This is a genomic window from Bacillus timonensis (genome assembly GCF_004799755.1).
GTDB classification, from domain to species: domain Bacteria; phylum Bacillota; class Bacilli; order Bacillales; family Bacillaceae_L; genus Ferdinandcohnia; species Ferdinandcohnia timonensis_A.
This window is the reverse complement of the sequence record NZ_SLUB01000012.1, coordinates 36,048-56,499: the sequence shown is the minus strand read 5'-3', so window position 1 is coordinate 56,499 and position 20,452 is coordinate 36,048. Positions and strand designations below refer to the sequence as shown.

General features: G+C 36.1%; 31 protein-coding genes and 1 riboswitch. Of the genes, 9 read left to right on the top strand and 22 right to left on the bottom strand.

All coding sequences use genetic code 11. The features are described from left to right. Nucleotides 1-84: 84 nt before the first annotated feature. From E1I69_RS09170 to E1I69_RS09160, 3 genes are read left to right on the top strand one after another with little or no spacing between them, the layout of a single operon-like run. Nucleotides 85-444, top strand: a complete 360-nt coding sequence (locus tag E1I69_RS09170; protein WP_136379309.1) for a PadR family transcriptional regulator — start codon at nucleotides 85-87, stop codon at nucleotides 442-444. Next, on the top strand, nucleotides 422-904 hold the full coding sequence (locus tag E1I69_RS09165; RefSeq protein ID WP_136379308.1) for a hypothetical protein: 483 nt from the start codon (nucleotides 422-424) through the stop codon (nucleotides 902-904). The genes E1I69_RS09170 and E1I69_RS09165 overlap by 23 nt, the downstream gene beginning before the upstream one ends. Continuing rightward, nucleotides 901-2,343 (top strand): serine hydrolase domain-containing protein, encoded by a 1,443-nt coding sequence (locus E1I69_RS09160; protein WP_242634566.1) that lies wholly within the window; start codon nucleotides 901-903, stop codon nucleotides 2,341-2,343. Before E1I69_RS09165 ends, E1I69_RS09160 begins: the two co-directional genes overlap by 4 nt. Before the next feature lie 65 nt (nucleotides 2,344-2,408). Here the strand turns inward: E1I69_RS09160 and E1I69_RS09155 are convergent, their stop codons facing one another. From E1I69_RS09155 to E1I69_RS09120, 8 genes are all read right to left on the bottom strand, one after another. Then, on the bottom strand, nucleotides 2,409-2,912 hold the full coding sequence (locus E1I69_RS09155) for a DinB family protein (protein WP_136379306.1): 504 nt from the start codon (nucleotides 2,910-2,912) through the stop codon (nucleotides 2,409-2,411). A gap of 137 nt (nucleotides 2,913-3,049) precedes the next feature. Further along, entirely contained in the window at nucleotides 3,050-3,496 is a 447-nt protein-coding gene (locus tag E1I69_RS09150; RefSeq protein WP_136379305.1) for a GNAT family N-acetyltransferase, read from the bottom strand. Nucleotides 3,497-3,751: 255 nt separating this feature from the next. Next, on the bottom strand, nucleotides 3,752-4,633 hold the full coding sequence (locus E1I69_RS09145; RefSeq protein WP_136379304.1) for a PhzF family phenazine biosynthesis protein: 882 nt from the start codon (nucleotides 4,631-4,633) through the stop codon (nucleotides 3,752-3,754). Between the two features lie 29 nt (nucleotides 4,634-4,662). Beyond that, complete coding sequence (locus tag E1I69_RS09140; RefSeq protein ID WP_136379303.1) at nucleotides 4,663-5,127, bottom strand: DUF3291 domain-containing protein; 465 nt, start codon at nucleotides 5,125-5,127, stop codon at nucleotides 4,663-4,665. Nucleotides 5,128-5,296: 169 nt separating this feature from the next. Further along, entirely contained in the window at nucleotides 5,297-5,839 is a 543-nt protein-coding gene (locus tag E1I69_RS09135; RefSeq protein ID WP_136379302.1) for a GNAT family N-acetyltransferase, read from the bottom strand. A 211-nt stretch (nucleotides 5,840-6,050) separates the two neighbouring features. After that, the gene (locus tag E1I69_RS09130) at nucleotides 6,051-6,365 is read right to left on the bottom strand and encodes a DMT family transporter (RefSeq protein ID WP_136379301.1); all 315 of its coding nucleotides are present in this window, start codon (nucleotides 6,363-6,365) and stop codon (nucleotides 6,051-6,053) included. Beyond that, on the bottom strand, nucleotides 6,365-6,706 hold the full coding sequence (locus tag E1I69_RS09125) for a DMT family transporter (protein WP_136379300.1): 342 nt from the start codon (nucleotides 6,704-6,706) through the stop codon (nucleotides 6,365-6,367). Before E1I69_RS09125 ends, E1I69_RS09130 begins: the two co-directional genes overlap by 1 nt. A 67-nt stretch (nucleotides 6,707-6,773) precedes the next feature. Beyond that, nucleotides 6,774-6,871, bottom strand: a riboswitch (guanidine-I (ykkC/yxkD leader). A gap of 112 nt (nucleotides 6,872-6,983) precedes the next feature. Beyond that, nucleotides 6,984-7,691 carry a DNA alkylation repair protein gene (locus E1I69_RS09120; RefSeq protein ID WP_136379299.1) on the bottom strand — a complete coding sequence of 236 codons (708 nt, stop codon included), beginning with the start codon at nucleotides 7,689-7,691 and terminating at the stop codon, nucleotides 6,984-6,986. A 328-nt stretch (nucleotides 7,692-8,019) separates the two neighbouring features. Between E1I69_RS09120 and E1I69_RS09115 the strand changes: the two genes are divergently transcribed. From E1I69_RS09115 to E1I69_RS09105, 3 genes are all read left to right on the top strand, one after another. Next, on the top strand, nucleotides 8,020-8,331 hold the full coding sequence (locus tag E1I69_RS09115) for a hypothetical protein (protein WP_136379298.1): 312 nt from the start codon (nucleotides 8,020-8,022) through the stop codon (nucleotides 8,329-8,331). A gap of 158 nt (nucleotides 8,332-8,489) precedes the next feature. Beyond that, a complete protein-coding gene (locus E1I69_RS09110) occupies nucleotides 8,490-8,675 on the top strand; it encodes a spore coat protein D (RefSeq protein ID WP_136379297.1) in 186 nt (61 codons plus the stop codon). An 84-nt stretch (nucleotides 8,676-8,759) separates the two neighbouring features. Further along, nucleotides 8,760-8,867 (top strand): YjcZ family sporulation protein, encoded by a 108-nt coding sequence (locus E1I69_RS09105; protein ID WP_136379296.1) that lies wholly within the window; start codon nucleotides 8,760-8,762, stop codon nucleotides 8,865-8,867. Between the two features lie 233 nt (nucleotides 8,868-9,100). Here the strand turns inward: E1I69_RS09105 and E1I69_RS09095 are convergent, their stop codons facing one another. Next, a complete protein-coding gene (locus tag E1I69_RS09095; RefSeq protein WP_136379295.1) occupies nucleotides 9,101-9,544 on the bottom strand; it encodes a VOC family protein in 444 nt (147 codons plus the stop codon). A 223-nt stretch (nucleotides 9,545-9,767) separates the two neighbouring features. Here E1I69_RS09095 and E1I69_RS09090 point away from each other — a divergent pair, with 223 nt between their 5' ends. Further along, nucleotides 9,768-10,427 carry a hypothetical protein gene (locus E1I69_RS09090; RefSeq protein ID WP_431731871.1) on the top strand — a complete coding sequence of 220 codons (660 nt, stop codon included), beginning with the start codon at nucleotides 9,768-9,770 and terminating at the stop codon, nucleotides 10,425-10,427. 32 nt (nucleotides 10,428-10,459) lie between these two features. On the opposite strand, the gene E1I69_RS09085 is transcribed toward E1I69_RS09090, so the two are convergent. From E1I69_RS09085 to E1I69_RS09075, 3 genes are all read right to left on the bottom strand, one after another. Further along, on the bottom strand, nucleotides 10,460-10,732 hold the full coding sequence (locus E1I69_RS09085) for a DUF2277 domain-containing protein (RefSeq protein WP_136379293.1): 273 nt from the start codon (nucleotides 10,730-10,732) through the stop codon (nucleotides 10,460-10,462). A 178-nt stretch (nucleotides 10,733-10,910) separates the two neighbouring features. Then, the gene (locus E1I69_RS09080; RefSeq protein ID WP_136379292.1) at nucleotides 10,911-11,222 is read right to left on the bottom strand and encodes an inner-membrane translocator; all 312 of its coding nucleotides are present in this window, start codon (nucleotides 11,220-11,222) and stop codon (nucleotides 10,911-10,913) included. Nucleotides 11,223-11,332: 110 nt separating this feature from the next. After that, nucleotides 11,333-11,494, bottom strand: a complete 162-nt coding sequence (locus E1I69_RS09075; protein ID WP_136379291.1) for a DUF3934 domain-containing protein — start codon at nucleotides 11,492-11,494, stop codon at nucleotides 11,333-11,335. A gap of 414 nt (nucleotides 11,495-11,908) precedes the next feature. On the opposite strand from E1I69_RS09075, the gene E1I69_RS09070 reads away from it, so the two are divergent. Continuing rightward, on the top strand, nucleotides 11,909-12,220 hold the full coding sequence (locus tag E1I69_RS09070) for a hypothetical protein (RefSeq protein WP_136379290.1): 312 nt from the start codon (nucleotides 11,909-11,911) through the stop codon (nucleotides 12,218-12,220). A 69-nt stretch (nucleotides 12,221-12,289) separates the two neighbouring features. Here the strand turns inward: E1I69_RS09070 and E1I69_RS09065 are convergent, their stop codons facing one another. From E1I69_RS09065 to E1I69_RS09050, 4 genes are all read right to left on the bottom strand, one after another. After that, nucleotides 12,290-12,925: a hypothetical protein gene (locus E1I69_RS09065; protein WP_136379289.1), complete on the bottom strand. Its 636-nt coding sequence runs from the start codon at nucleotides 12,923-12,925 to the stop codon at nucleotides 12,290-12,292. An 81-nt stretch (nucleotides 12,926-13,006) separates the two neighbouring features. Then, nucleotides 13,007-13,708 (bottom strand): class I SAM-dependent methyltransferase, encoded by a 702-nt coding sequence (locus tag E1I69_RS09060; protein WP_136379288.1) that lies wholly within the window; start codon nucleotides 13,706-13,708, stop codon nucleotides 13,007-13,009. Between the two features lie 81 nt (nucleotides 13,709-13,789). Then, nucleotides 13,790-14,251, bottom strand: a complete 462-nt coding sequence (locus E1I69_RS09055) for a GNAT family N-acetyltransferase (RefSeq protein WP_136379287.1) — start codon at nucleotides 14,249-14,251, stop codon at nucleotides 13,790-13,792. Between the two features lie 216 nt (nucleotides 14,252-14,467). Further along, nucleotides 14,468-15,040, bottom strand: coding sequence for a hypothetical protein (locus tag E1I69_RS09050; RefSeq protein ID WP_136379286.1), 573 nt, complete (start codon nucleotides 15,038-15,040; stop codon nucleotides 14,468-14,470). Nucleotides 15,041-15,239: 199 nt separating this feature from the next. On the opposite strand from E1I69_RS09050, the gene E1I69_RS09045 reads away from it, so the two are divergent. Further along, nucleotides 15,240-16,664: a PQQ-dependent sugar dehydrogenase gene (locus tag E1I69_RS09045; protein ID WP_136379285.1), complete on the top strand. Its 1,425-nt coding sequence runs from the start codon at nucleotides 15,240-15,242 to the stop codon at nucleotides 16,662-16,664. Nucleotides 16,665-16,815: 151 nt separating this feature from the next. Here E1I69_RS09045 and fosM read toward each other — a convergent pair whose 3' ends face one another. The 6 genes from fosM to E1I69_RS09015 all read right to left on the bottom strand — a co-directional run bounded on the left by fosM (nucleotide 16,816) and on the right by E1I69_RS09015 (nucleotide 20,446). Continuing rightward, nucleotides 16,816-17,244 (bottom strand): FosM family fosfomycin resistance protein, encoded by a 429-nt coding sequence (fosM, locus tag E1I69_RS09040; RefSeq protein ID WP_431731870.1) that lies wholly within the window; start codon nucleotides 17,242-17,244, stop codon nucleotides 16,816-16,818. 277 nt (nucleotides 17,245-17,521) lie between these two features. Beyond that, nucleotides 17,522-18,256 carry a polysaccharide deacetylase family protein gene (locus E1I69_RS09035; RefSeq protein WP_136379283.1) on the bottom strand — a complete coding sequence of 245 codons (735 nt, stop codon included), beginning with the start codon at nucleotides 18,254-18,256 and terminating at the stop codon, nucleotides 17,522-17,524. A 214-nt stretch (nucleotides 18,257-18,470) separates the two neighbouring features. Then, a complete protein-coding gene (locus tag E1I69_RS09030; protein ID WP_136379282.1) occupies nucleotides 18,471-18,944 on the bottom strand; it encodes a DUF1259 domain-containing protein in 474 nt (157 codons plus the stop codon). Between the two features lie 103 nt (nucleotides 18,945-19,047). Continuing rightward, nucleotides 19,048-19,443 (bottom strand): VOC family protein, encoded by a 396-nt coding sequence (locus E1I69_RS09025; RefSeq protein ID WP_136379281.1) that lies wholly within the window; start codon nucleotides 19,441-19,443, stop codon nucleotides 19,048-19,050. 36 nt (nucleotides 19,444-19,479) lie between these two features. After that, a complete protein-coding gene (locus tag E1I69_RS09020) occupies nucleotides 19,480-19,995 on the bottom strand; it encodes an SRPBCC family protein (protein ID WP_136379363.1) in 516 nt (171 codons plus the stop codon). Between the two features lie 73 nt (nucleotides 19,996-20,068). After that, the gene (locus E1I69_RS09015; RefSeq protein ID WP_136379280.1) at nucleotides 20,069-20,446 is read right to left on the bottom strand and encodes a VOC family protein; all 378 of its coding nucleotides are present in this window, start codon (nucleotides 20,444-20,446) and stop codon (nucleotides 20,069-20,071) included. Between the last annotated feature and the right edge of the window lie 6 nt (nucleotides 20,447-20,452).

Below are 20,452 nucleotides of genomic sequence, written 5' to 3'. Positions count from 1 at the left end.
TAATCTTACGATGATTTTATCCATCTTTATATTTTTTACAATTATATACTTGATTGAAGTATATAGTTGAATTAAAGTGTAAATATGGACAGAACAAGTTTAATAAAAGGACATTTAGAAATGTGTGTGTTATCAATTTTATCTCGTCAGAAAAGCTATGGATACGAAATTATGAAGGAACTAGAAAAACATAATTTAAAGTTGAAAGGAGTAGGCAGTATTTATCCAATCCTCACAAAACTTAGCGAGCAGGAATTGGTTTATACATCAAGGGAATTAACTGAATCAGGAAAAGTAAGAGTGTATTATGAAATCAATAAAAATGGTCAACGTGCCCTTACAAATAAAATAGCCGAATGGCTTCATTTACAAAATGATATAAAGTCCTTACTTGCTAATAACATGAAGGAGACAAATGAAGATGACTACATTAACAAAAATTGAAAAAGATTATGTAGAAAAGGTTCTTTTGGAATTAAAAAAATACAAGATTAATAAGGAGCAATTGAATAGCATTAAAGAGCAGTTATTGGATCACATTTCATCCTCACATGAAAACGGTGAAAATAGCATCGAACAACTTGGCGATTCTGAAACACTCGTTAAAGATTATTTAGAAATATACGGGATCGATAAGGAATATCCAGAAAAACAGAAATTAAAACCATTTCCTTTCTTTTTGGGGGCCATCTCATTTCCAGTTGTGTATCTATTCAGTCAGTTAATCTTATCCTTATTTTTAACCCAATCTTTCTCACAGCAAAAGTCGTTTGAATACAATATCATTTATCGAATTTCTGAACAGCCATGGTGGAATACGTTACTAGTTTCAATAAGCTTATTCACAGCCCTCGCCTTTTCGGTTGTTATAACTGTCATTTTGAGGAGGTGGTCGACAAGGTGAAAAGAATATCACATTACCTCATTTTTACGATAATAATCATATTCTTGTTGCCCTCTTCTCAAAGTTCTGCCCAGGATACGATAGAGTCAAAGTTACATTTGTATATTGAGAGATACATCGAAGAGCAACGCATCCCAGGTGCTGCGGTTTCAATTGTTGAAAATGATAAGGTCATATACTCTGAATCATTTGGAAAAACAGGAGGGAATGAATTAGAAGTAACACCTGACACTCCATTTTTATTAGGTTCCATTAGCAAGTCCTTCACAGCACTTGCAGTTCTTAAACTTGCAGAAGAAGGAATGATAGGACTAGAGGATCCAATCAAAAAACACCTCCCCTCTTTTACGCTAAAAGATAAAAAGGCTGCATCAAAGATAACCATTAAACAACTTCTTACACAAACTAGTGGGTTTAGTACATATAAAGGGATGACCATCTCAGATTTAGGGTCTAATGAGCCCGATGCAATTCAAACGAATATACAATTACTCTCAGATACAAAATTGACAGAAACTCCTGGAACTAAACACCAATACAGTAATGCAAACTACTCTATTCTTGCAGCATTAATTGAGGAAGTGTCTGGGCGATCTTATGCAGACTTTATGGATAAACGTGTTTTTAAACCATTAGGAATGAATCATGCTGCCGCCGACATGGAAAGAGCAACTGACCGAGGGTATCAATCAGGCTACCAATCCTGGTTCGGATTCCCTGTTAAAAGTAAAGTCCCATATGACAATGGCGGTGCCCCGTACGGATACATAGCAGCAAGTTCAAATGACATGGTTCATTATTTGAAGGCCCTAATTGACGGGAATACGAAAAAACTTGTGAACGAAGAGCTTTTAAATCTGGCCTTTTCACCACATGTGAAAACAGGAGAATCACGGTATTATGGCTTTGGTTGGAGAATAACAGACCCAGATTCTGACAACGAAATGATCTGGCATTCCGGATCCACCCCTGACTCTCGGACAGACCTTTTTTTCTATCCTGAAAGCAAGTGGGGAGCTGTCATTTTAACAAATAAGGAACATATTTTAGAAGAAGCCGCCCTTATCCATTTCAGGAATGGGATTATATCCATTATGAATGGCGAAGAACCAATGGATGTGGATGCCTATAAACCAACTGTTCAAATTGCTATTACTCTTTTACTATTGATTCTTGCAGGAAACTTTATTCGAATCCTATTAAACTATAAATCTATTAAAGAAATTGAATATCGTCGTATGAATATAGCTTTAGGAATAATAATGGTTTTACTAGCTATTATATTAATTCCATTGCTCATCTTTTTTTCATCATCACCTTGGCATTCAATCACATTATTTGCAGCTGATATTGCTCTCCTCACAGTATTCTTAACCGTGTTATTGTTTGTAAACGGCGCCCTTCTCCTTGTCACTAGAAGAAAAATGAAAAATGCTTAAATAGGTGTAGCGGAAACTCTTTTTGAGCTTCCGGCCTTTTTTTACACCTATATGGTTTGATTCATTCACATCTTAGGTGCTTCCCTTCCAATCACAGCCCATTCCTCTTTTGCTGGTCCATATATGCCTGGGACAGGTAAACCCGCTTGACGCATAAGAATGGTCATTTGACCACGATGGTGAATCTGATGTTGAATCATAAAAAATAGCAGTTCGGAATTGGAAAAGTTCTGTCCGAAAACATCTTGTACTTCCTTAAGTTTTTCGTCAGTCCATTGGTTTTGTAAAGCTTCACACAAAGCGACACTTGCTTTTTTATAGCTTTCTAATATGTACTTTGCTGAGGTTGGGACAGGATAATCTTGTGTAGGCGAGTCAAAGGAGAGATCTGTTTGAGAAGCGATAACACCAATTGCCGTTACAGTATGCCACGCGATTCGGCCTAGAGTCCAATTTTGAGGTGTTACTTCTTGGGATAAGGATTCATCTGTAAGTTGATTAAGAATTTTTTGCGTAGCATCTGATTCAAATTTCCATAATGTAAAAAAACCGTTTAGTGTTTGAAACATTTATCGTCCTCCTAACTTAAATATTTCATATATATTCAACTCATGACAGAATTTTTCCTGTCCTGTTCATTCATTCAAAAATATCTCCACTGCAAAAAAGCGATCATCCTTTTGGATCAACGCTTCTAAGTAAAAAGTTATTCAGCTAACTCTAATTCATAATGATAAAATTGAGAATCCCTCTTATATCCATTCTTTTCATATAATCGTTGCGCAGTATGGTTATCTGGTGCTGTACTGAGACTAAGGCTTTTAGCACCTGTTTCAAGTGCGTATTCTTTTGCTTTCTGTAAAAGCCTTTCTCCAACACCTTGTTTTCTCGCCTTTGAATCAACATACAAATCATTTAAGATCCAAACCTTTTTCATCGATATAGACGAAAATGTAGGATACAGTTGAGTGAAGCCAACATAGTTTTCTTTATCTTTAGCCACAAAGATAACAGATTCATTGGTTTCCATTCGCGCTTTTATGTAAGTCATGGCGCCTTCCACATCGGATTCTTGTTGATAAAACATTCGATACGAATTAAATAAGTTTGCTACACCATCTAAATCTTCTATTGTTGCTTGAAATATTTCCATCGTTTTCCCACCTCTTAATCAATTACTTTATCATTACTTTACACTAAATTTGTAAATTTCAGGGTAAAATCTCTACTAACCGCATTATTAAACATCGCTTGGGATATTCGTCATGTTTAGCATGTGGTTTATCCGTTCTTTAGCTTCCAGACTATGGTTCCTAGCATAATTCGTAATATGATCTATCGCCATTTGTTGAGATTGTATTCCACCTACATTCCATTCCTCCTCTAAATGAATTACTACTTTTATGTATTATAGAAACCATTCACCTTGAGCCATTTTCACTACTTTACCGCCTACATGAACATTCATTTTCCCGTTGTCTTCATCTGCTTTTAAAAATAATAAAGAAGGTCTTTTTATTTCATACCCCTGTTCCACTCGAACGTTAATTTCGCTTTTATTGAAATATCGGTATTTAACTAAGTACGCGGCTAAACACCCATTCGAACTCCCCGTAGCTGGATCTTCGGGAATTCCATAGTAATCTGCGAAGTCTCGAACATTTAAATCATTTTCCGTACGGTATGTTTCCGGAGAAAAAACCAAAATAGCTTTTGCATCCGTTTGTTCAATTAACGTAAAATATTTTTCTCTATTCATATTTACTTTCTTAACCGCCTCCAATGATTTCAAAGGGACAACAATGACTGGAAGTCCAGTTGAAACCTCTTGGATAGGGAACCGATCGTCAATGTATTCACCATCTATGTTTAAAACATCCGAAATTATATTTTTATCTAAAATTTGTCCAAAGGAAGGTTCGTTTTGTTTCATCCATAGGACTTCTTCCCGATTATCAAATGAAACTGGTATCTGTCCCGCTTTAAAATTCAGATGAAGTTTTTCCAACGGTTCCTCTAGCACTTCATTTTGAAGGATAAAAGCTGTTCCTAATGTAGGGTGACCAGCAAACGGAACCTCTTCATTTGGTGTAAATATACGAACATCAAAACCATTATTATTTTTCAAATTAGACAAGATAAAAGTAGTTTCGGAGTAATTAATTTCTTTGGCTATTTGCTGCATTTCCCGTTCAGAAAGAGTTCCTGCGTTTTTAAAAACGGCGAGTGGATTTCCTGTATATTTTCCTTCTGAAAACACATCCACAATAGAATAATTAATTTTCACCATTCATCGCTCCAAGTAATTATTGTTTTATCCTACGTAAGGACACATGTATCCCCTTTTTCATCAAAAGCATGCTTAAAGTCAAACGCAAAGGGCGAAGGACCATGTTGAATATAATAGTCGTATCTCTTAAATGCCTCTTCCCATGAGACATCCTTCACCTTCTCTGTCCACCACACGACATATGAAAGGTGCTTCTCATGATCAGGTTCCATCCATCTGCTCCTATTTCGTAACGCTTGACTATGCTTACCTGAATAAGTAAAACGATACAAAGAATGAAGGCTTTCCCAGACAGTTAATGTCACGACAGGGTACCCAATCCCTTTTTCTTCTTTCGGGTTAGGCACTGCCTCTGATGAAAAATCTTCTATAAGATATCCTGATACATATGCCTGACGCATTACTTTATATCCAAATTCATAAAAATCACGAGAGACAGGGTGGTCATAGGGTTGATTTAACCTGCCAACCGTATAAATTGCAATTAAAGCCATAACCATTTTCCATTCACAGTCTATATAAAGGTATATTCATGAAAGAAGGAATCTTATAACTTGTAGTTATATTTTCTGCGGCATCTTTACAACAAAGTTTCTAGAACATTATTCCAATGTCTTTTTTCCTCACTAAAATCCTGATTCTATTTAAATACAATTCTATTGATCAATAACCTTTGGTTTTTCGTTGCACCCATTCATCCTCTAAAATACTCATTTCCCATACACTCCAGTATTCTTCACCATTTTTTCCTATATCCCTAAGTAAGCCCTCTTTGATAAATCCTGCTTTTTCATAACAAGCAATAGCAGAATGATTAAAGTCAAAGACTGCCAAACTGACTCTATGTAAGTGAAAATCCTCAAATGCAATTTTTAGGACTTCCTTAATCATTTGTTGGCCAATTCCTTTGCCTCTTACACTTTTATCACCAATTAATACTTTTCCTATTCTTGCCGATTTGTTCCTCCTGTCAATTTTCCCCAAAGAAATATGTCCAATAATAGTTCCAGTTTCTTTATGTAATACCTTATAAATCATTGCTTCTGATTTATTGCTATTCGCATTCTCCATATATTTTTCTAATTGGCTTTCCGTTAATGGATACTCGAATGCAGGGCCTCCCCATTGGAGCAGGAACTGAGGTGTTTCAATCCAATCAATCAGTTGTCTAAAATCCGAGCGTTCAAAGTATTGAAGTTCAATCATTCTATTTTCCTCCTTATTCACACTTAAAAACCTTCTCTTTTTATTATTTCAAATAATTTTAAAAAGTAAAATGCTATCATTTACACATTCATGATGTATCAAACAATAAGAAAGGAAGAAGGGACCTTTTTCTTGTATAATCAAAATAAAAAAAGAAGAACAAGTTAACTTCTACGAGTCACTTCTTGTTCTTCTATCTCTTACCCTATTATTATGAGACAAGTTTCAATCCGACAGCTGCCCCTAAAACCATGGCAATGAAGACCAGCCTTTTCCAATCCTTTGATTCTCCATAAAAGAGCATCCCGATGATGGCACTTCCAACAACACCAATTCCTGTCCAAATCGCGTAACCAGTCCCCATTGGAATATATCGCAGAGAATAACTAAGCAAGGCAAGGCTAAAACCAAATCCCACTATGAGTAAAACGACTGTTTGCCAATTTCGCTTTACTGATAACTGATTGATCATGGCAACACCAAATGTCTCCAATAAGCCTGCCAAAATTAACGTAAACCAAGCCATCAAGATTCAGCCCCTTTCTCGACCTTTTCATCGGTGACTAGTTTTAAACCAATTACACCAACTAATAAAAGTAAGATTAATAGAATTTTTGTCCATTTAAATGATTCTCCAAAGAACAAAATGTCTGCAATGACGGTGCCTCCTGTTCCTAAACCCACAAAAATGGCATAAACCGTCCCAGCCGGAAGTACTTGTGCGGCTGTAATCATTAAATAGTTACTAATGATAATGGCGATAACAGTCCCAGTCCATGTCCAGAAATCATAGGAATGAGTCAATCCAATCACCCAAAACACTTCCAATACGGCTGCAATAAAGACTTTAATCCAATTTGTATTCATCTATAGGACACCTCCAATTTTTTTACTCTCAAAACAAAAAAGCCCAAGAGAAACTGTTTTACTAGTATTCTCCCAGGCTTTTATCCCTCCGTGACACAGCAAAGCTGTGAGTTTTCTCTCGGACCAGACCAACAATACGGTTGCGGAACCCTAGAAAACATTTCATTTATGCAATTGCTTTTCATTATACACACATCTAAATCAAATTCCAAGATTAAAGTTTTGGAAACAATTAGATAAGGGTGTCAATCCTACTTAGATCAACACCCCGATCTTTTTAACACCTTACATATTTTCGTTTGAAACCAAGTCTTCCTTTATCCAGTTCTTTTTGAATATTTTCATACGCATTTAGGAAGCTGCTTTTTTTCTTCTCCCTTTTGACTTCTACAATACCTACTTCCTGTGCCGTTTCTGCCGCTTTTTCATGTAGTGGGACATAGGAAATTCCTACGGTATATAAAAAATTATTCATAGCAGACTTCGTCCGTTCCGGTGCATCATGGATCGTATTCTTAACCATATCAAGCATATCGGAAAGCTTGCTTTCGGAGAATTCATGGTCTTTGCGATTTCCTAATAGCCAGCAATAACAGCTCCATCCCGCTGACATTCTCAGTTCCTCACCACTTGCAATCCATTTATCGGCAACTTCTTGTGCAATATCGGACTCTGACAAAGTAACGGCGACTACATAATCAGAAAGCATATAAAAATACGCCCCATTCATCCAACGGTCATAATCCGCCTCCGTCATAGCCTTCGGGTCCGCAATGATTCCCGCAAAATACATCGCATCATAGTTCCCTGTAGCATAAAGCTCCTCAGCTAAAGGCTGATTTATTTTTATTTTTTTGGCAATTGGTTTCATAGCTCCCGTTGCTACACCAAAAACAGGCTCTTTTGCACCATTCGATATGTAGATTTTTTTAGTTCGTTCTTTGCCGAGAGCTTCAAGCTCCTTCATTACTGTTTCAAAATCCATTGTATGCACTCCTTTTTTAAACTATTTATTACTAAATATAACAGCCTTTGTCCCATTTATCACATTTTTACTAACCATATACGTTATACTAACATGTTGTTTCAAATTTCTATTGATGTTTTTCCACGAGAATAGACGACCATTTTACTGGTCTGCCCAACATATCGAGTCAGTTTTTTACTTTTGCTATTAAAATCATTTGTGCCAATAGGCCTTTACTTCTTTCTCAAGCACCTTTAGTCTTTTGAAGTAGCATCCATATAAGTATTTCATCACCCTCATGAAAACCCTAAATATAATACAATAGACTGCTCAAGGAGGAATTAGAATGATGAACGATTTCAGACAAATAAGGAACGTACGACAACCATTTTTGCCATGGTATTATGGTTTCACGTATTTTTTAAATGGAGGATTTCCTCCTTATGGTTCAGGTTATTTATATCCCCCTTCATTCCAACAAATATCACCACTTTCAAACATATCCGTAGTAATTCCATCTGTTGGAGGCCACCCCGTCGGTGCTTATCATGGAGCACACGGATTTGTTGGATCACATGGATTTCATGGAGGTGGAGGTATACATGGTTTTCACGGCGGAGGATTTGCCGGCGGAGGAATTCACGGCAGATCATTTTAGCCTTTAAAGCACATTAGTCTACCAACACTTGATAGTTATTATTCTTAAATTCTATGACTAGTAAATAAAACTATTTTTAAAAGAATCTAATGGATTTGTCCGTTTCAAAATATACCATTTCCTCATCTTATATAAGGTAAGAGGGAGGTGAAATAATAATGAATCGCACAAGACCGGTCTATTTTCCTCCAAAGTATCGAGTTCGAAATGAATATGTTAGACGAGTCCACCCTATCATCCAACCCATTGTCGAAGTTAATCGTATTAATGTAATAGATGTACCAAAGCGTATTATTCAACCAATAAGAAGAACTGAAGTTGTGCATCATAGACGAAGATACTAATCGTGTTATAATTCCACACTTGTCTATGACGGGTCCTATTGCTGAAGCATACACTATGCTATCTTCGAAAAAGGGGGTATATCTATGAGCTATGGCGGCGGATACGGTATGGGTGCAGGATTTGCATTAATTGTTGTGCTCTTCATCCTATTAATCATTGTTGGTACTGGATACATGGGTGGTGGATACTAATCCCTACTAGGAGCGCATTACAGCTTCTATTTTAATCTTATTCCTAAGTATTTAACATCAAATAGTCCCTACCTTTCGTGAGGTCGGGACTATTACGAAATTAGTTTTTCTCCAAAACCGCAAAATAGTTTTATTCGTTATCAGCAAAATTAAATACTCTTCCTGGAGGCATCGTTACAATTTCTCCGACTGTTACATTTTTGTTGGTTAAAGTGTTTCCAGAAACTTTCCTCCTACTGATCTTCAATCACTAGCATATTTGATTCATCGAACTCCCAGAATTCACCATAGGCCACTTCCCAATAGTAACCATCTAGGTCCGTAAAATACCCCCCATAGCCACCCCAATCGGTCTTTTTCGGTGCTTTTTGAATTGTTGCACCAGCCAGTTCAGCCTGATTTAAAACCTCATCCACTTCTTCGATGGATTTTGCATTATAGGCGAGAGTTATCCCCGGAAAACCTGTTCCAATCTTTGGCGGATTTTCTTCATTAATATCCAGTGCCAGCTCTTCAATAGGATATAGTGCGATTCTCGTGCCTTCATTTCTAAAAAAAATAATGTCCGGATTCGATTCGCTCCCTCTTATAGAAGTATCAAATCCTACCTTTTTGAAAAACTCGTGCGACCTCACAATGTCCTTGGTACCAAGTGTAATCAGGTTTAGTCTATTCATCCTTTTTCCTCCTCAAAAGTCCATGTTAAATTAATTCTCCAGGTTTATCCAATCACCTTCTATCTAACTCCAATTCCCTTAAATGTATCGGACATTCACCTACATGGTGCTTTACGAATATGCTAGTAAACATCAAACTTGTTTATTTTTAAAGGAGGGTCAAAAGTTGAATCGTTTTTACACACATTCCGTTCAACCAGGGGACAGTATTGAGCGGTTGGCTCTGGCATACAAAACAACGGTAGAGGATATTTTTACAGCAAATCCCGGAATAAATCCATATTATTTACGGGTTGGAGAGTTTATTAAAATTCCAAATATCCAATTAAATAAGGATCGTTGCATTAGCCAAGCCGAAGTAGATTATCGGAACGATTTGCGTAGCCTTTGGGAGGAGCATGTGGCATGGACAAGGATGGCGATTATTAGTCTAATATTCAAGCTCCCTGACATCGAGTTTGTACTTCAGCGATTATTAAGAAACGCCACGGATATGGGAAATATGATACGACGATTATATGGGGATGTTGCCGCCACAACCTATGGAAATTTAATTAAGGAGCATTTATTAATTGCAGCAGACCTTGTCAAAGCCGCCTTAGCTGGGGACCAACAAGCCGCTATGACAGCTGAAAAGAAATGGTATCAAAATGCGGATGCAATCGCGAAGTTTTTAAGTACGGGGAATCCATATATATCTGAAGAAACGTTTAGAAAAATGTTCTATGAACATCTAGATTTAACGAAACAGGAAGCTGTCTTTATGATCAATAAGGATTACCAAAAAGACATTGATGTATATGACAAGATTGAAAAGCAGGCAAGAATGATGGCAGATACTATTTCTGACGCTATGGTGCTACTATATCCGGATATGTTTTGAAGTGATGACCCTCCTGCATATTTAGGAGGGATTTATTTTGGACCAAATCTTTGTGCTGATCGAATACGAGCACGCTCTGCTTCTACCTCACGATTACGAGGTTCGGCACTTGTCTCCAAATCATTTAATAACTTTCTGGTTACCAAAGCAATTTCATGGATTGCTTGATTAAATGCCTCTTCGTTCATTTTTGAGGGCTTATTAAAACCTGTTATCTTTCTAACGTACTGTAATGATGCTGCATGAATCTCTTCATCGGTAGCTGGTGGGTCGAAATTAAATAAGGTTCGAATGTTTCTGCACATAAGTTACTCCTTTTTGTTTTTATATTGAAAACAACTCTAAATATTTTTTACAAATATGTAAAGAATAAATTTGTCATGATTGAAAAAGCAATCTTCATGTATAAATCATCACGACATTTAGAAATAGCCTTGAATGCCCAAATCCGTAATTCTTACAGGCTAAAGCCGTAACGAAACATCAATTTACTTTTTTCACGAAATGCAGAAACCATCTAATAATTCCAATCATAAGAATGAGAATCCCATTAACCAATGTTATAAGTCCTAAAAATGCTCCACCATAGCCTGCACCCTCTCCTGTTCCTCCTGAACTCCAATCATAGAAATGAAGAAATAATGCTCCGCTTGAAAAACCAATAACTGGAGCAAGAATCGTCATAATAATGCCCGATACCATAAGATTTAGTTTTCCTTTTTTAAACAATGTTAAGAAAGCAACATTAAGCGATATTAAAATTAAAATAAATAATGCCAATATTAAACCTTCCAAAAATGCCCCCCCCTGATCAGTAAATTTTACCACTGACAGCAAAAATTATTGAATAAACTTGCACCGTTACTTAAAGAAGAAAAAGCAATCTTCCCTTTAGAAAAGTGACTTTAACTGTTGCTAGTGGAGTCATTTTCACCATGCGCTTTTTTTATACCTTTACTTATATAGGGTTTTGCACTCTTTTTTTTGTTTGCGCTAGCTTGCCAACGATTCCATCCCTTCTTGTCTGTCCCTCTCCCAGTTCCACCTTTTCCTTTAGCTTTACTCATAAAATCACTCCCATTATAATTAAGTGACGTATCTGGTTAATTTTCGTATTTTACTCGGTTATTAACCAGCAAAATTCAATAATTTATCTCCTCCAAGTCACCCATACTATTGTGTACCGATTTTAAACTAACCTGCAAATTTGTACAATAACTTAACAAAAATATACGCTATTCCTTTAAAGTATGTATCCATCTAGAGTTCGTAAATAAATTGAACAAAAATAATGTATGTATAAAATATAATACCACTAAATTTTAAATTATTAGATACTTTTTCAATTACCACAGTACAGTCAGGAATACAAAAACAAGGGGTGAGCGAGATTTTGAATATCCGATTGGTAGTTTCATAAAATGTAATGACTGGGTATTAGCAGTTGATAAATTGAATCAACTACAAGAGGAGAATTATAGATGATTATACATTGGATTTCCTTATTAATTGTTATTTGCTTCTTAGCATTCTCATATTATAAACGATATTCTCTTAAAACAAGACTTTCCTATTTAGGCGCACTATTTATATTATCATTACTTATGACTCTCCCGATATTAGGATTTTCTGTTTTTACATTAATTGGGTTATTTTTTATTGAAAAGATTTGGGTTTTATTGGCGGCAGTATTTTTTATTGAAGCAGCGATAAACAATGATGGTCGAATAGTTAGATTTATTTTGGCGGTTGTTTCCATTGTTATTTACCTTTTTATCCGAAAGTTTATTTAAAAGCCAGCAAAAACACTAGTTTGTTAGCTTAATAACTTAAACCGAAAAAGCGTTAATCTTTCTGCTTGATTAACGCTCACTTTTATTGATTGAGTAAATTTGTTTTGCATACAACTCCCACTCTTTCCTATCAGTATTTATTTCGATTGTGGGAATGATTGAATGATCAGCCTGAACTCGATATTCCTGTTGCTGTTTTAATAACAGCTCATACGCTAATCTGATGTCTTCCTCACTTTTCTTATTCCATACTTCCGGATTTCTACTTATTATCCTTTTCACCGCATTCTCTGGAGATATTGTAAGCAGAGCGCACTTTGCCCCCATCCGATACAGCTCATCTTCAATTTCTTCTATTTCGTCCATTAAACAATTAGGGTATGCAACCCTATGATTTAGATGAAACCTCTCCAAGATAAAAAATATACCTTTAGAACGTTGAGTTTGTCCAAGTTCTTTTTCCCAATCACGTAATTTTCTCAGCATCTTAACTCTATCAGTTAAAAGTTGCAAATGTTCATTTCTGTATAGTTTCCTCAGTTCCCCATTAACCCTATGGAGAATTTGCGAATAATGTTCACTTAGAACAATCACACTACGTTCTGCAGAATCATCACGAGCCTGAATTTGTTTTAACGATTTTAATACAGATGTCTTGCCTGCGTTCGAGTAGCCCTCTAAGATAACTCCTCTAAATTGGCTCATTTTGTCCCCCGTTGATCCGTTAATTAATGATTCTTACTTTACTAGCAATAACGTTAATAAAATAGGTTGAATACTAGAACTCTACTTTTTTATCTGCAATAAGCTTGTCCAGAGAAAGTCTTCTCCTAATACGTCATTTGGTTGTAAAATCTTTTTCATTTTCCTGAATTCCTTAATGGTAAAATCCGCCTCAAATATTTTTCTTAGTCTCTCTTCCGTATAGCCTATTCCTCTTTTTAAGCTTTTTTCTTTATAGATATCCCAATCTGATGTGGCTAATGCTCCATCTGTATTAAAACAAACAAGAGCAAAATGTCCGTCTGGCTTTAAAGCTCTTTTTATTATTTCCATGTAAGTTAAACGTCTATGGGGTGCTAAATGATGAAATAGTCCACACTCATAAATAAAATCATAAGAATGTGGCTCGAATTCATAGTCAAAAAGAGACGTGCAGTGAAAATTAATATTTACCCCTTCCTCAATAGCTCTTTCCTTTGCCCACGCTATTGCATTTTCAGCAATATCCAAAGCATCTACTTTACAACCCTTTTTAGCCATATAAATTGCATTTCTTCCAGGTCCACATCCTAATTCCAAAACTTTTCTAGGTGCAAGTCCATCATTAAAATAATCTACTAAATTTTCATCAGGACCTGTTACCTTAAAAAATGGAATCTCCTTTGCTCGATCCTCATAAAAATGTTCCCAAAACTCTTTTGGCTCTCGTAAAAAATCATCCAACATTTCTAGTAAATCATCATAATTTAGAATCGCTTTTTCCACCAAACTTCCCCCTTTAAACATTCATTCGATCAACCATGATTAGTAGAGCATTTACTAACAAATATGTTGCAAAGCCGTATTTCAAGAAGGGAAATACTCCATGGGCTCCGTACAATGAACATATCCATTTTTCTTATAATAATGAATCGATTCATCGCTTGGCCATACAATAACAAATTCAAAATTGTTTTCTTTAATCCATTCATTGATTGTGCTCAGCACTTTACTTCCAATCCCCTTATTTCTATATTCCGGAAGAGTATATACATTTGTCATATACGCAAATGGATAAGTTGTTCTACCAGGGCGTGGAATTTTTTGAATCAACTCTATGTAAATATGAGAAGTAATTTTCCCATGATCCTCCGCAACCCAAATAAACCATTGTCCAGATTTAATGGCTTCCTCTAAGAATTGTCGACATTCCATTTCAAAATCATCGTATGCAAAATTCTTTTTACTTTCATCATACTCAATTGTAAAATCCCATCTCATTCTTACTAATTGACTAATATCTTTTGCTTCAGCAAGTCTTATTTTCATTGATAAATTCCTTTCCACCATCTTCTGAAAATTTTGATCGTTCCAATGTTAAAACACCTACATTTTAGCTACTGGAGCTTAGGAGCTTTTAAATTAATTTTAACATAATTTTCCAATAATTTCTCCAAAAAAATAAAGACCATCTTATGAATGATCTCTAGACTTCTAACTCTTTAGTTGTAGAATTTTACTTTTGCTTATATAGTTATCCCTCCACTATCTTCTTAAAAAAAATGGATGGAGGACTTTAAAAACATAGATACTCACTACTTTCCATATCCAGCAATATAATAAAGAAAAGGCAAATGTCCCTAGAACAACCATACTATTAAAATGCGATGTTACTGATGGTCCCAGTATTGGAAATTTTAATACATATAATAAAATACTTATTCCAAGTGTCAAACATGCTCCCGCAAATAGAATAATCAATTTGCTTTTCTTTAAATACTTCAGACCAATGCCTAAGCTGAGTCCTAATAAACCTGTCGTAAACATGAACACCAATAGCTCACTCGGCTGGAGAAGTGTTAATAGAAAGATCGTTACGAAGTAAGTCATCACACCTATTCTTAGTGACATAAGGCTAGCAAGCACTAAAGGCCCAGTGCTCATCATACTCATGATGTAACCAATCCCCGTAAAAATCCCTGCCGATTGAAAAATTACAGCTATTGATCCTAATAAGGCACCCATAACAATCCGCGTTGTCTTAGAATACCTATCCATTGATGGATTTAGTTCCTCTCCCCAGACACTAGATGTTACTTTCTTGAAAAATAACCTCATCGTACACCCCCATACATAATAGGTAAATGCAGGTTAAAAGAGGATTATGCCAGAAATTAAATAAAGAGAAGTTGTCCTTTTTTCAGGACATTCCCCGTCTTACCGAGCCTTTAAGATTCTTCACCGCTAATTGGTACTATTAGAACCTTCCTAATCATATTCTGATACAAGAAAACAACGAGAAGGGGTGTAAAGTTCGATGAGAAAAGTTAAGGTGCGTTTACGTCCCATAGTGAATAAGATCAATTTACCCACTGTTATAAAAACGACTGTACTCCCAGGTGACTTCACTGAAAGATTATTTATTGCAACACAGGTTGGAGAGATCTTTTACATAGGAAACGGTGAAATTAGACTTTTTTTAGATATTCGCTCCCGCATTCTAAAACTGGGTTCTTCTGAACCCGGTGTTTCTGGCCGTGGATATGATGAGCGAGGTTTACTAGGACTAGCATTTCATCCCGGTTTTCATATTAACGGTTTGTTTTATCTTCATTATTCAGTGGTTGGCACACAAGGTCCAGGTGCTCTTTCTGAATCTTTTAAACCTAACCCGTGCGACCCTAAAACGTTAAACCTAAGGTGGACAAATAGAGATACCCAATATGATCATATTGATACAGTTGAAGAATGGATGTTTCAATCAAATGGTCAACCTCAAAAACGACGGACATTACTCAACTTAAGAAGGCCATTTTTTAATCATAATGGAGTAAACAGCTTAAACTTTTCACCTGAAACGGGAAAGCTTGTTTTAACAACAGGAGATGGTGGGGCAGGCTATGATCCATTTAATTTAAGTCAGGATGAAATGGAAATCGCGGGTAAAATCATTGAAATAGATGTTGAGAAACAAACCTCTATCGCTAATCCACCAGTCGTTACACGTTTTAATGAACTACCGATACCTATTCAAGAAACACTTACGGTCATTGCCAAAGGCGTTCGCAACATACCAGGGATTTCGTTTCAAAGGTATCACAATCAATATATTAAATATGTGGGAAATGTCGGACAGGATTTAGTTGAATCCATTTTTTCATTTGTTCAATACAAACCAATCCCAGTTACACAGATTGTGGGACACGGGGGCGGTCCGACTAACCAAAATGGATTTATAAATTTTGGGTGGCGAGGGTGGGAAGGTTCTTTTCCAACTTCGACGATTAGCGGTTGCACTGCAAATCCACAATTGGATGAAAAGGTGATTGCGTATTACAATGAAGCCATTCAGACTTCAGTGAGGCGGATTCAGCCATTAACTAGTTATTTTCATAAAGATCCTCGCTCCGATAAGTTTGAAGGAACGGCGCTTACTGGTGTCCAACCATATATGGGAACAGGAATCCCCGCTTTAACGGGAAGTGTGGTGTTTACTGACATTGCCCGGAAAGAGGAATCACTGTCCCCGGTAAGAGGTGCTTTAGCTTTTACGACGGTAAGACCAGATTGTAAACTAAGTGATTTTCAAGTGATCGAGACCGATTATGATTTTGGACCACAATCCGCCTATTACGTAAGCCTGGGAACGAATCTAGACCAAACTAGACTATTTTTAGGCGTTTATGGCTCAATGAATGTGACTAATTTAAACCAAGGTACTGTATTTGAGGTAATTCCATGATTTGTTTACTTTTAGCAGGTGTTATTTTAACACCTGCTTTTGTACTTTTTAAAAGAAAATGAGCAGCAGCAATGCCCCAACAATGAAACAATAATTGGTGAAATACACTAGTTTTCCGTTCTTCATAATTCCCATAAACCATCTCCGGAAATCACTCATTATAAAACTCCATATGTAACTTTTCTGCTTTGTAATAATCTAGCCTGTCTTTTAAAGTACCTGTATGAAATTCAAACTTATGTCCGTCAGGGTCGGTAAAGTAAATTGACTTTTTATCTCTTTCGTCCCTTGTACGACCTGGTAGAATGTTTACATTCAATTTCTTTAGTTTATGGTACATCTTATCAAAATCTTTTTCTTCTATTGTAAAAGCAATATGTGTATATGATTGGCTAATTTCATTCCTCGGAATATCTTTTTCCACATTAAGGGCGAGCCATATCCCATTTAAATCAAAATAGGCGGTGCTCTTTCCCTTAACTAACAACTTTGCATCGAAAACATTTTTGTAAAATTCAATTGAATCGTCTAAATTTGATACAGAAAATAAAAGATGATTAAGACCTGTTACTAACAACATATCACCCCATTTTAGAGATTTTTATCATATCTTGCACTCGTATTGGTGATTCAGTTAACAAAAATACAAGTAAACCATTAGAGGCAATTTGATCGGAACAATAACAAGAGTTGTAGGCACCTTATACCTTTATTCTATAATTATTATTAAATAGATTCGTAGAAGAGTCACTTATTTATTCTCAATGTGACAAAAATGTAACCCGAATTGATGGTGACCTTACTCCATCTTATTGAATCAAAAAGAAAAAAACGATTACTTGGTATCGTAATCGCCTTCACTTTCCTTCAACTTTCTTTGCAAACTCATCGAGAGTGGTTGAATACGTAATATAGATCCGTGGTAAAAGATAGACTTCGTCTTTTATGCCTTTCTCTGAAAATAGTTCAGGAGTTGTCGTAATTCCAAACAAATAGTATTTTTTCGTTTCTGCTACGACCTTATTATTGAAATTTCCGTATGGATACGCGAGTGCAATAACCGGTTTGCCCGTTACTTTTTGAATTTTATCTCTAGACGCTTTCAGTTCATATTCATAATCTTTTATTTTCGTCAAATCAGGGTGGGTAGCAGTATGAGACTGGATAGAGATGATCCCTGAATCAGCCATCATTTTTAAATCCGATTTTGATAATCGGTTGGAGCGACCGATAAAGTCAGAAATAACAAAAATCGTACCAGTTGGTTTAAAATGTTCGTTTTTCAGCTTTTGAAAGATACCAAAGGCATTCAGATTGTTTTTGTACCCATCATCAAAAGTAATGAAAATGGGCTTGTTTACTTTATCAATGTCTTGCCATCGATCAAAGGTTAATAATGTGAAGCCATGGTCTCTTAAATAAATCATTTGTTTTTCGAAATTCTTGGGTGTTACATATAACTCCCCAGAGCCTAGTCCTTTATATTCTTCAATTGAATGATAGATTAAAATAGGTACTTTAGGTTGTGCAAAGACTTGTGACGGAAGAATGACTATAAAAATACAGAAGAAAGACATCGCGACTTTTTTCATAAAGCTCCTCACTTTATCCTTTTTATTCCTTTTTCAACATTTATTATTCCCCAAAAACATTGGACTATGTTGATTTCTACTAAATTAATTCCATCTACCATTGATTAATTATGATCTTTAGATTTGAAAAACTTTGTATTCAAAAGAAAAAAGACGATGCCTTTTTTAAGGCCTCGCCACCCAACCAACAACGATTCAAATCAAAATAATCAACTTATCTTTTAAATAGCCTTGCTGCTTTTGCTGCCTCAAAGCTTTTTGTCGCAAAATCAAACGGGTCATCTCCAGCATTTTCCCAGTGCATATACATTAATCTTGGTTCATCAAATAGCCAGTGGTTATGAACGGCAGTTACTATTAATCCTCTTTTTTGTAATTCTCTCATGAATGGGTTAATTTCTCTTTGAAGAACTACCGATTCTCCTAAATTCAAACCGTTACTTTCAAACGAAAGGGCAAAAGGAAGGGCTAAAGGTGATTGAGTTTGAAGTCTCAAAATCGTTGCATTAATATCACGAAGGCGTTGAACTACACAAACTGGAGCTGCTGTAATAACCACACCCCCTATAATATCAGCGAGTTGTTGGCATGTTGATGTACTTTTCCCCCTGACTTCACCACGAGATACAGAAGTGTCATTATTATTTGAATATGAAAAAGTATTACGTGAAACTCCTCTTCTTTCCATTAAAATCACCTCCTGTTCCTAATATATTAATAGTTTATTCAGGGATGATTGAAAAGAATGGACAAATAGTCAAGAGGAAAAGCCTTTTTTAATATGTTTGAGATTATACGTTATCCATGAAAAATACTTCCCATAAATGACCGTCAAGGTCGGCGAAGCTCCGTGAGTACATGAAGCCGTGGTCCTGGGGTTCACTTGTAGGCTTTGCGCCCGCTGTCAATGCCTTTTCCGTAAGTTCATCCACTTCTTCCCTGCTTTCAACAGACAAAGCGATAATAGCTTCTGCGCTTTTGGTCGTATCTGGAATGTCCTTTTTTGTAAAAGATTTAAAATAATCCTCTACTAAAAGCATGGCATACAAACTTTTTCCAATAACCATACAAGTGGCCGATTCATTAGTGAACTGGGGATTAAACTCAAAACCTAATTTTGAAAAAAACTCCATTGTCTTTTCCAGATTTTTAACTGGCAAATTTACAAAAATGTTTTGAACTCCCATACTATCCATCTTCCTTTCTTTTAAAAACTATCATTCTTACCTTATTTGACTTAGATATTCTTCTAGACGGTTCCAGGTTTCGGCGATACCTTGTTCCATACCCATATCCATAACGGTCTTGAGCGCATCAGCAGAAATATATTCTCCCCGATTAACTAGTTTCGTCTTACCGTCCATTTCGATGAATTCCAACGTGACCTCAGTTGAAGGCAATTTCTCATCAATATTGCCTTCAACATCCGAGAAATAATCTGTATACATAATTAACTCCGGTACAACAATAGCCTTGTAAATTCCTTTCCCCCAGGATTCCATTCCATAAAATTGTCCTTGATTCCGGTCAACACATTTCATGCAATAGTGCCAAATACCCCCTGGTCGGAAGTCAACAGTACAAACCGGAAGTTCCCAGCCTTTTGGTCCCCACCAATTTTTGAGATGCTCAGGCTCTTTAAACATAGTGAACACGAGGTCTCGCGGTGCATTGAATATGCGTTCTAGAATTAGTACCCGATCGTTCTCTACTCTTGTAATCATTTCATTTTTTGACATTATCAACTTTCCCCCAATTAAGTAGTATTTGAATTACTTAGAGCTAGATCATCAGTCTGTTGTTATCCAGTGTTTAATTCCTTTCCATAACGGCAAAGTAATGATCCTCATCGTCGGCAAAATTAAATACTTTTCCAGAAGGCATATCAACAATATCTCCGACTTTGACATTTTTACTTTTTAAGTTCGAATATAATTGTTCGACATCGTCAGTAAAGAACATCAAAGAGGGGGTACCTAAGTTTAATTCCGGTTCCATTTGAGCAATGAAGTCTTTATTGTGAATGACGATACTTGTTTCCGCATTTTCAGGGGCTACTTCAATCCATCTCATACCTTGACCGTTATCCTCTTCTGCCACTACCTTAAACCCTGCTTTTTCCGTCCAAAAATCACGTGCTTGATCTTGATTCTCGACGTACAACATCACTTGACCTAAATTACGAATCATTCATTT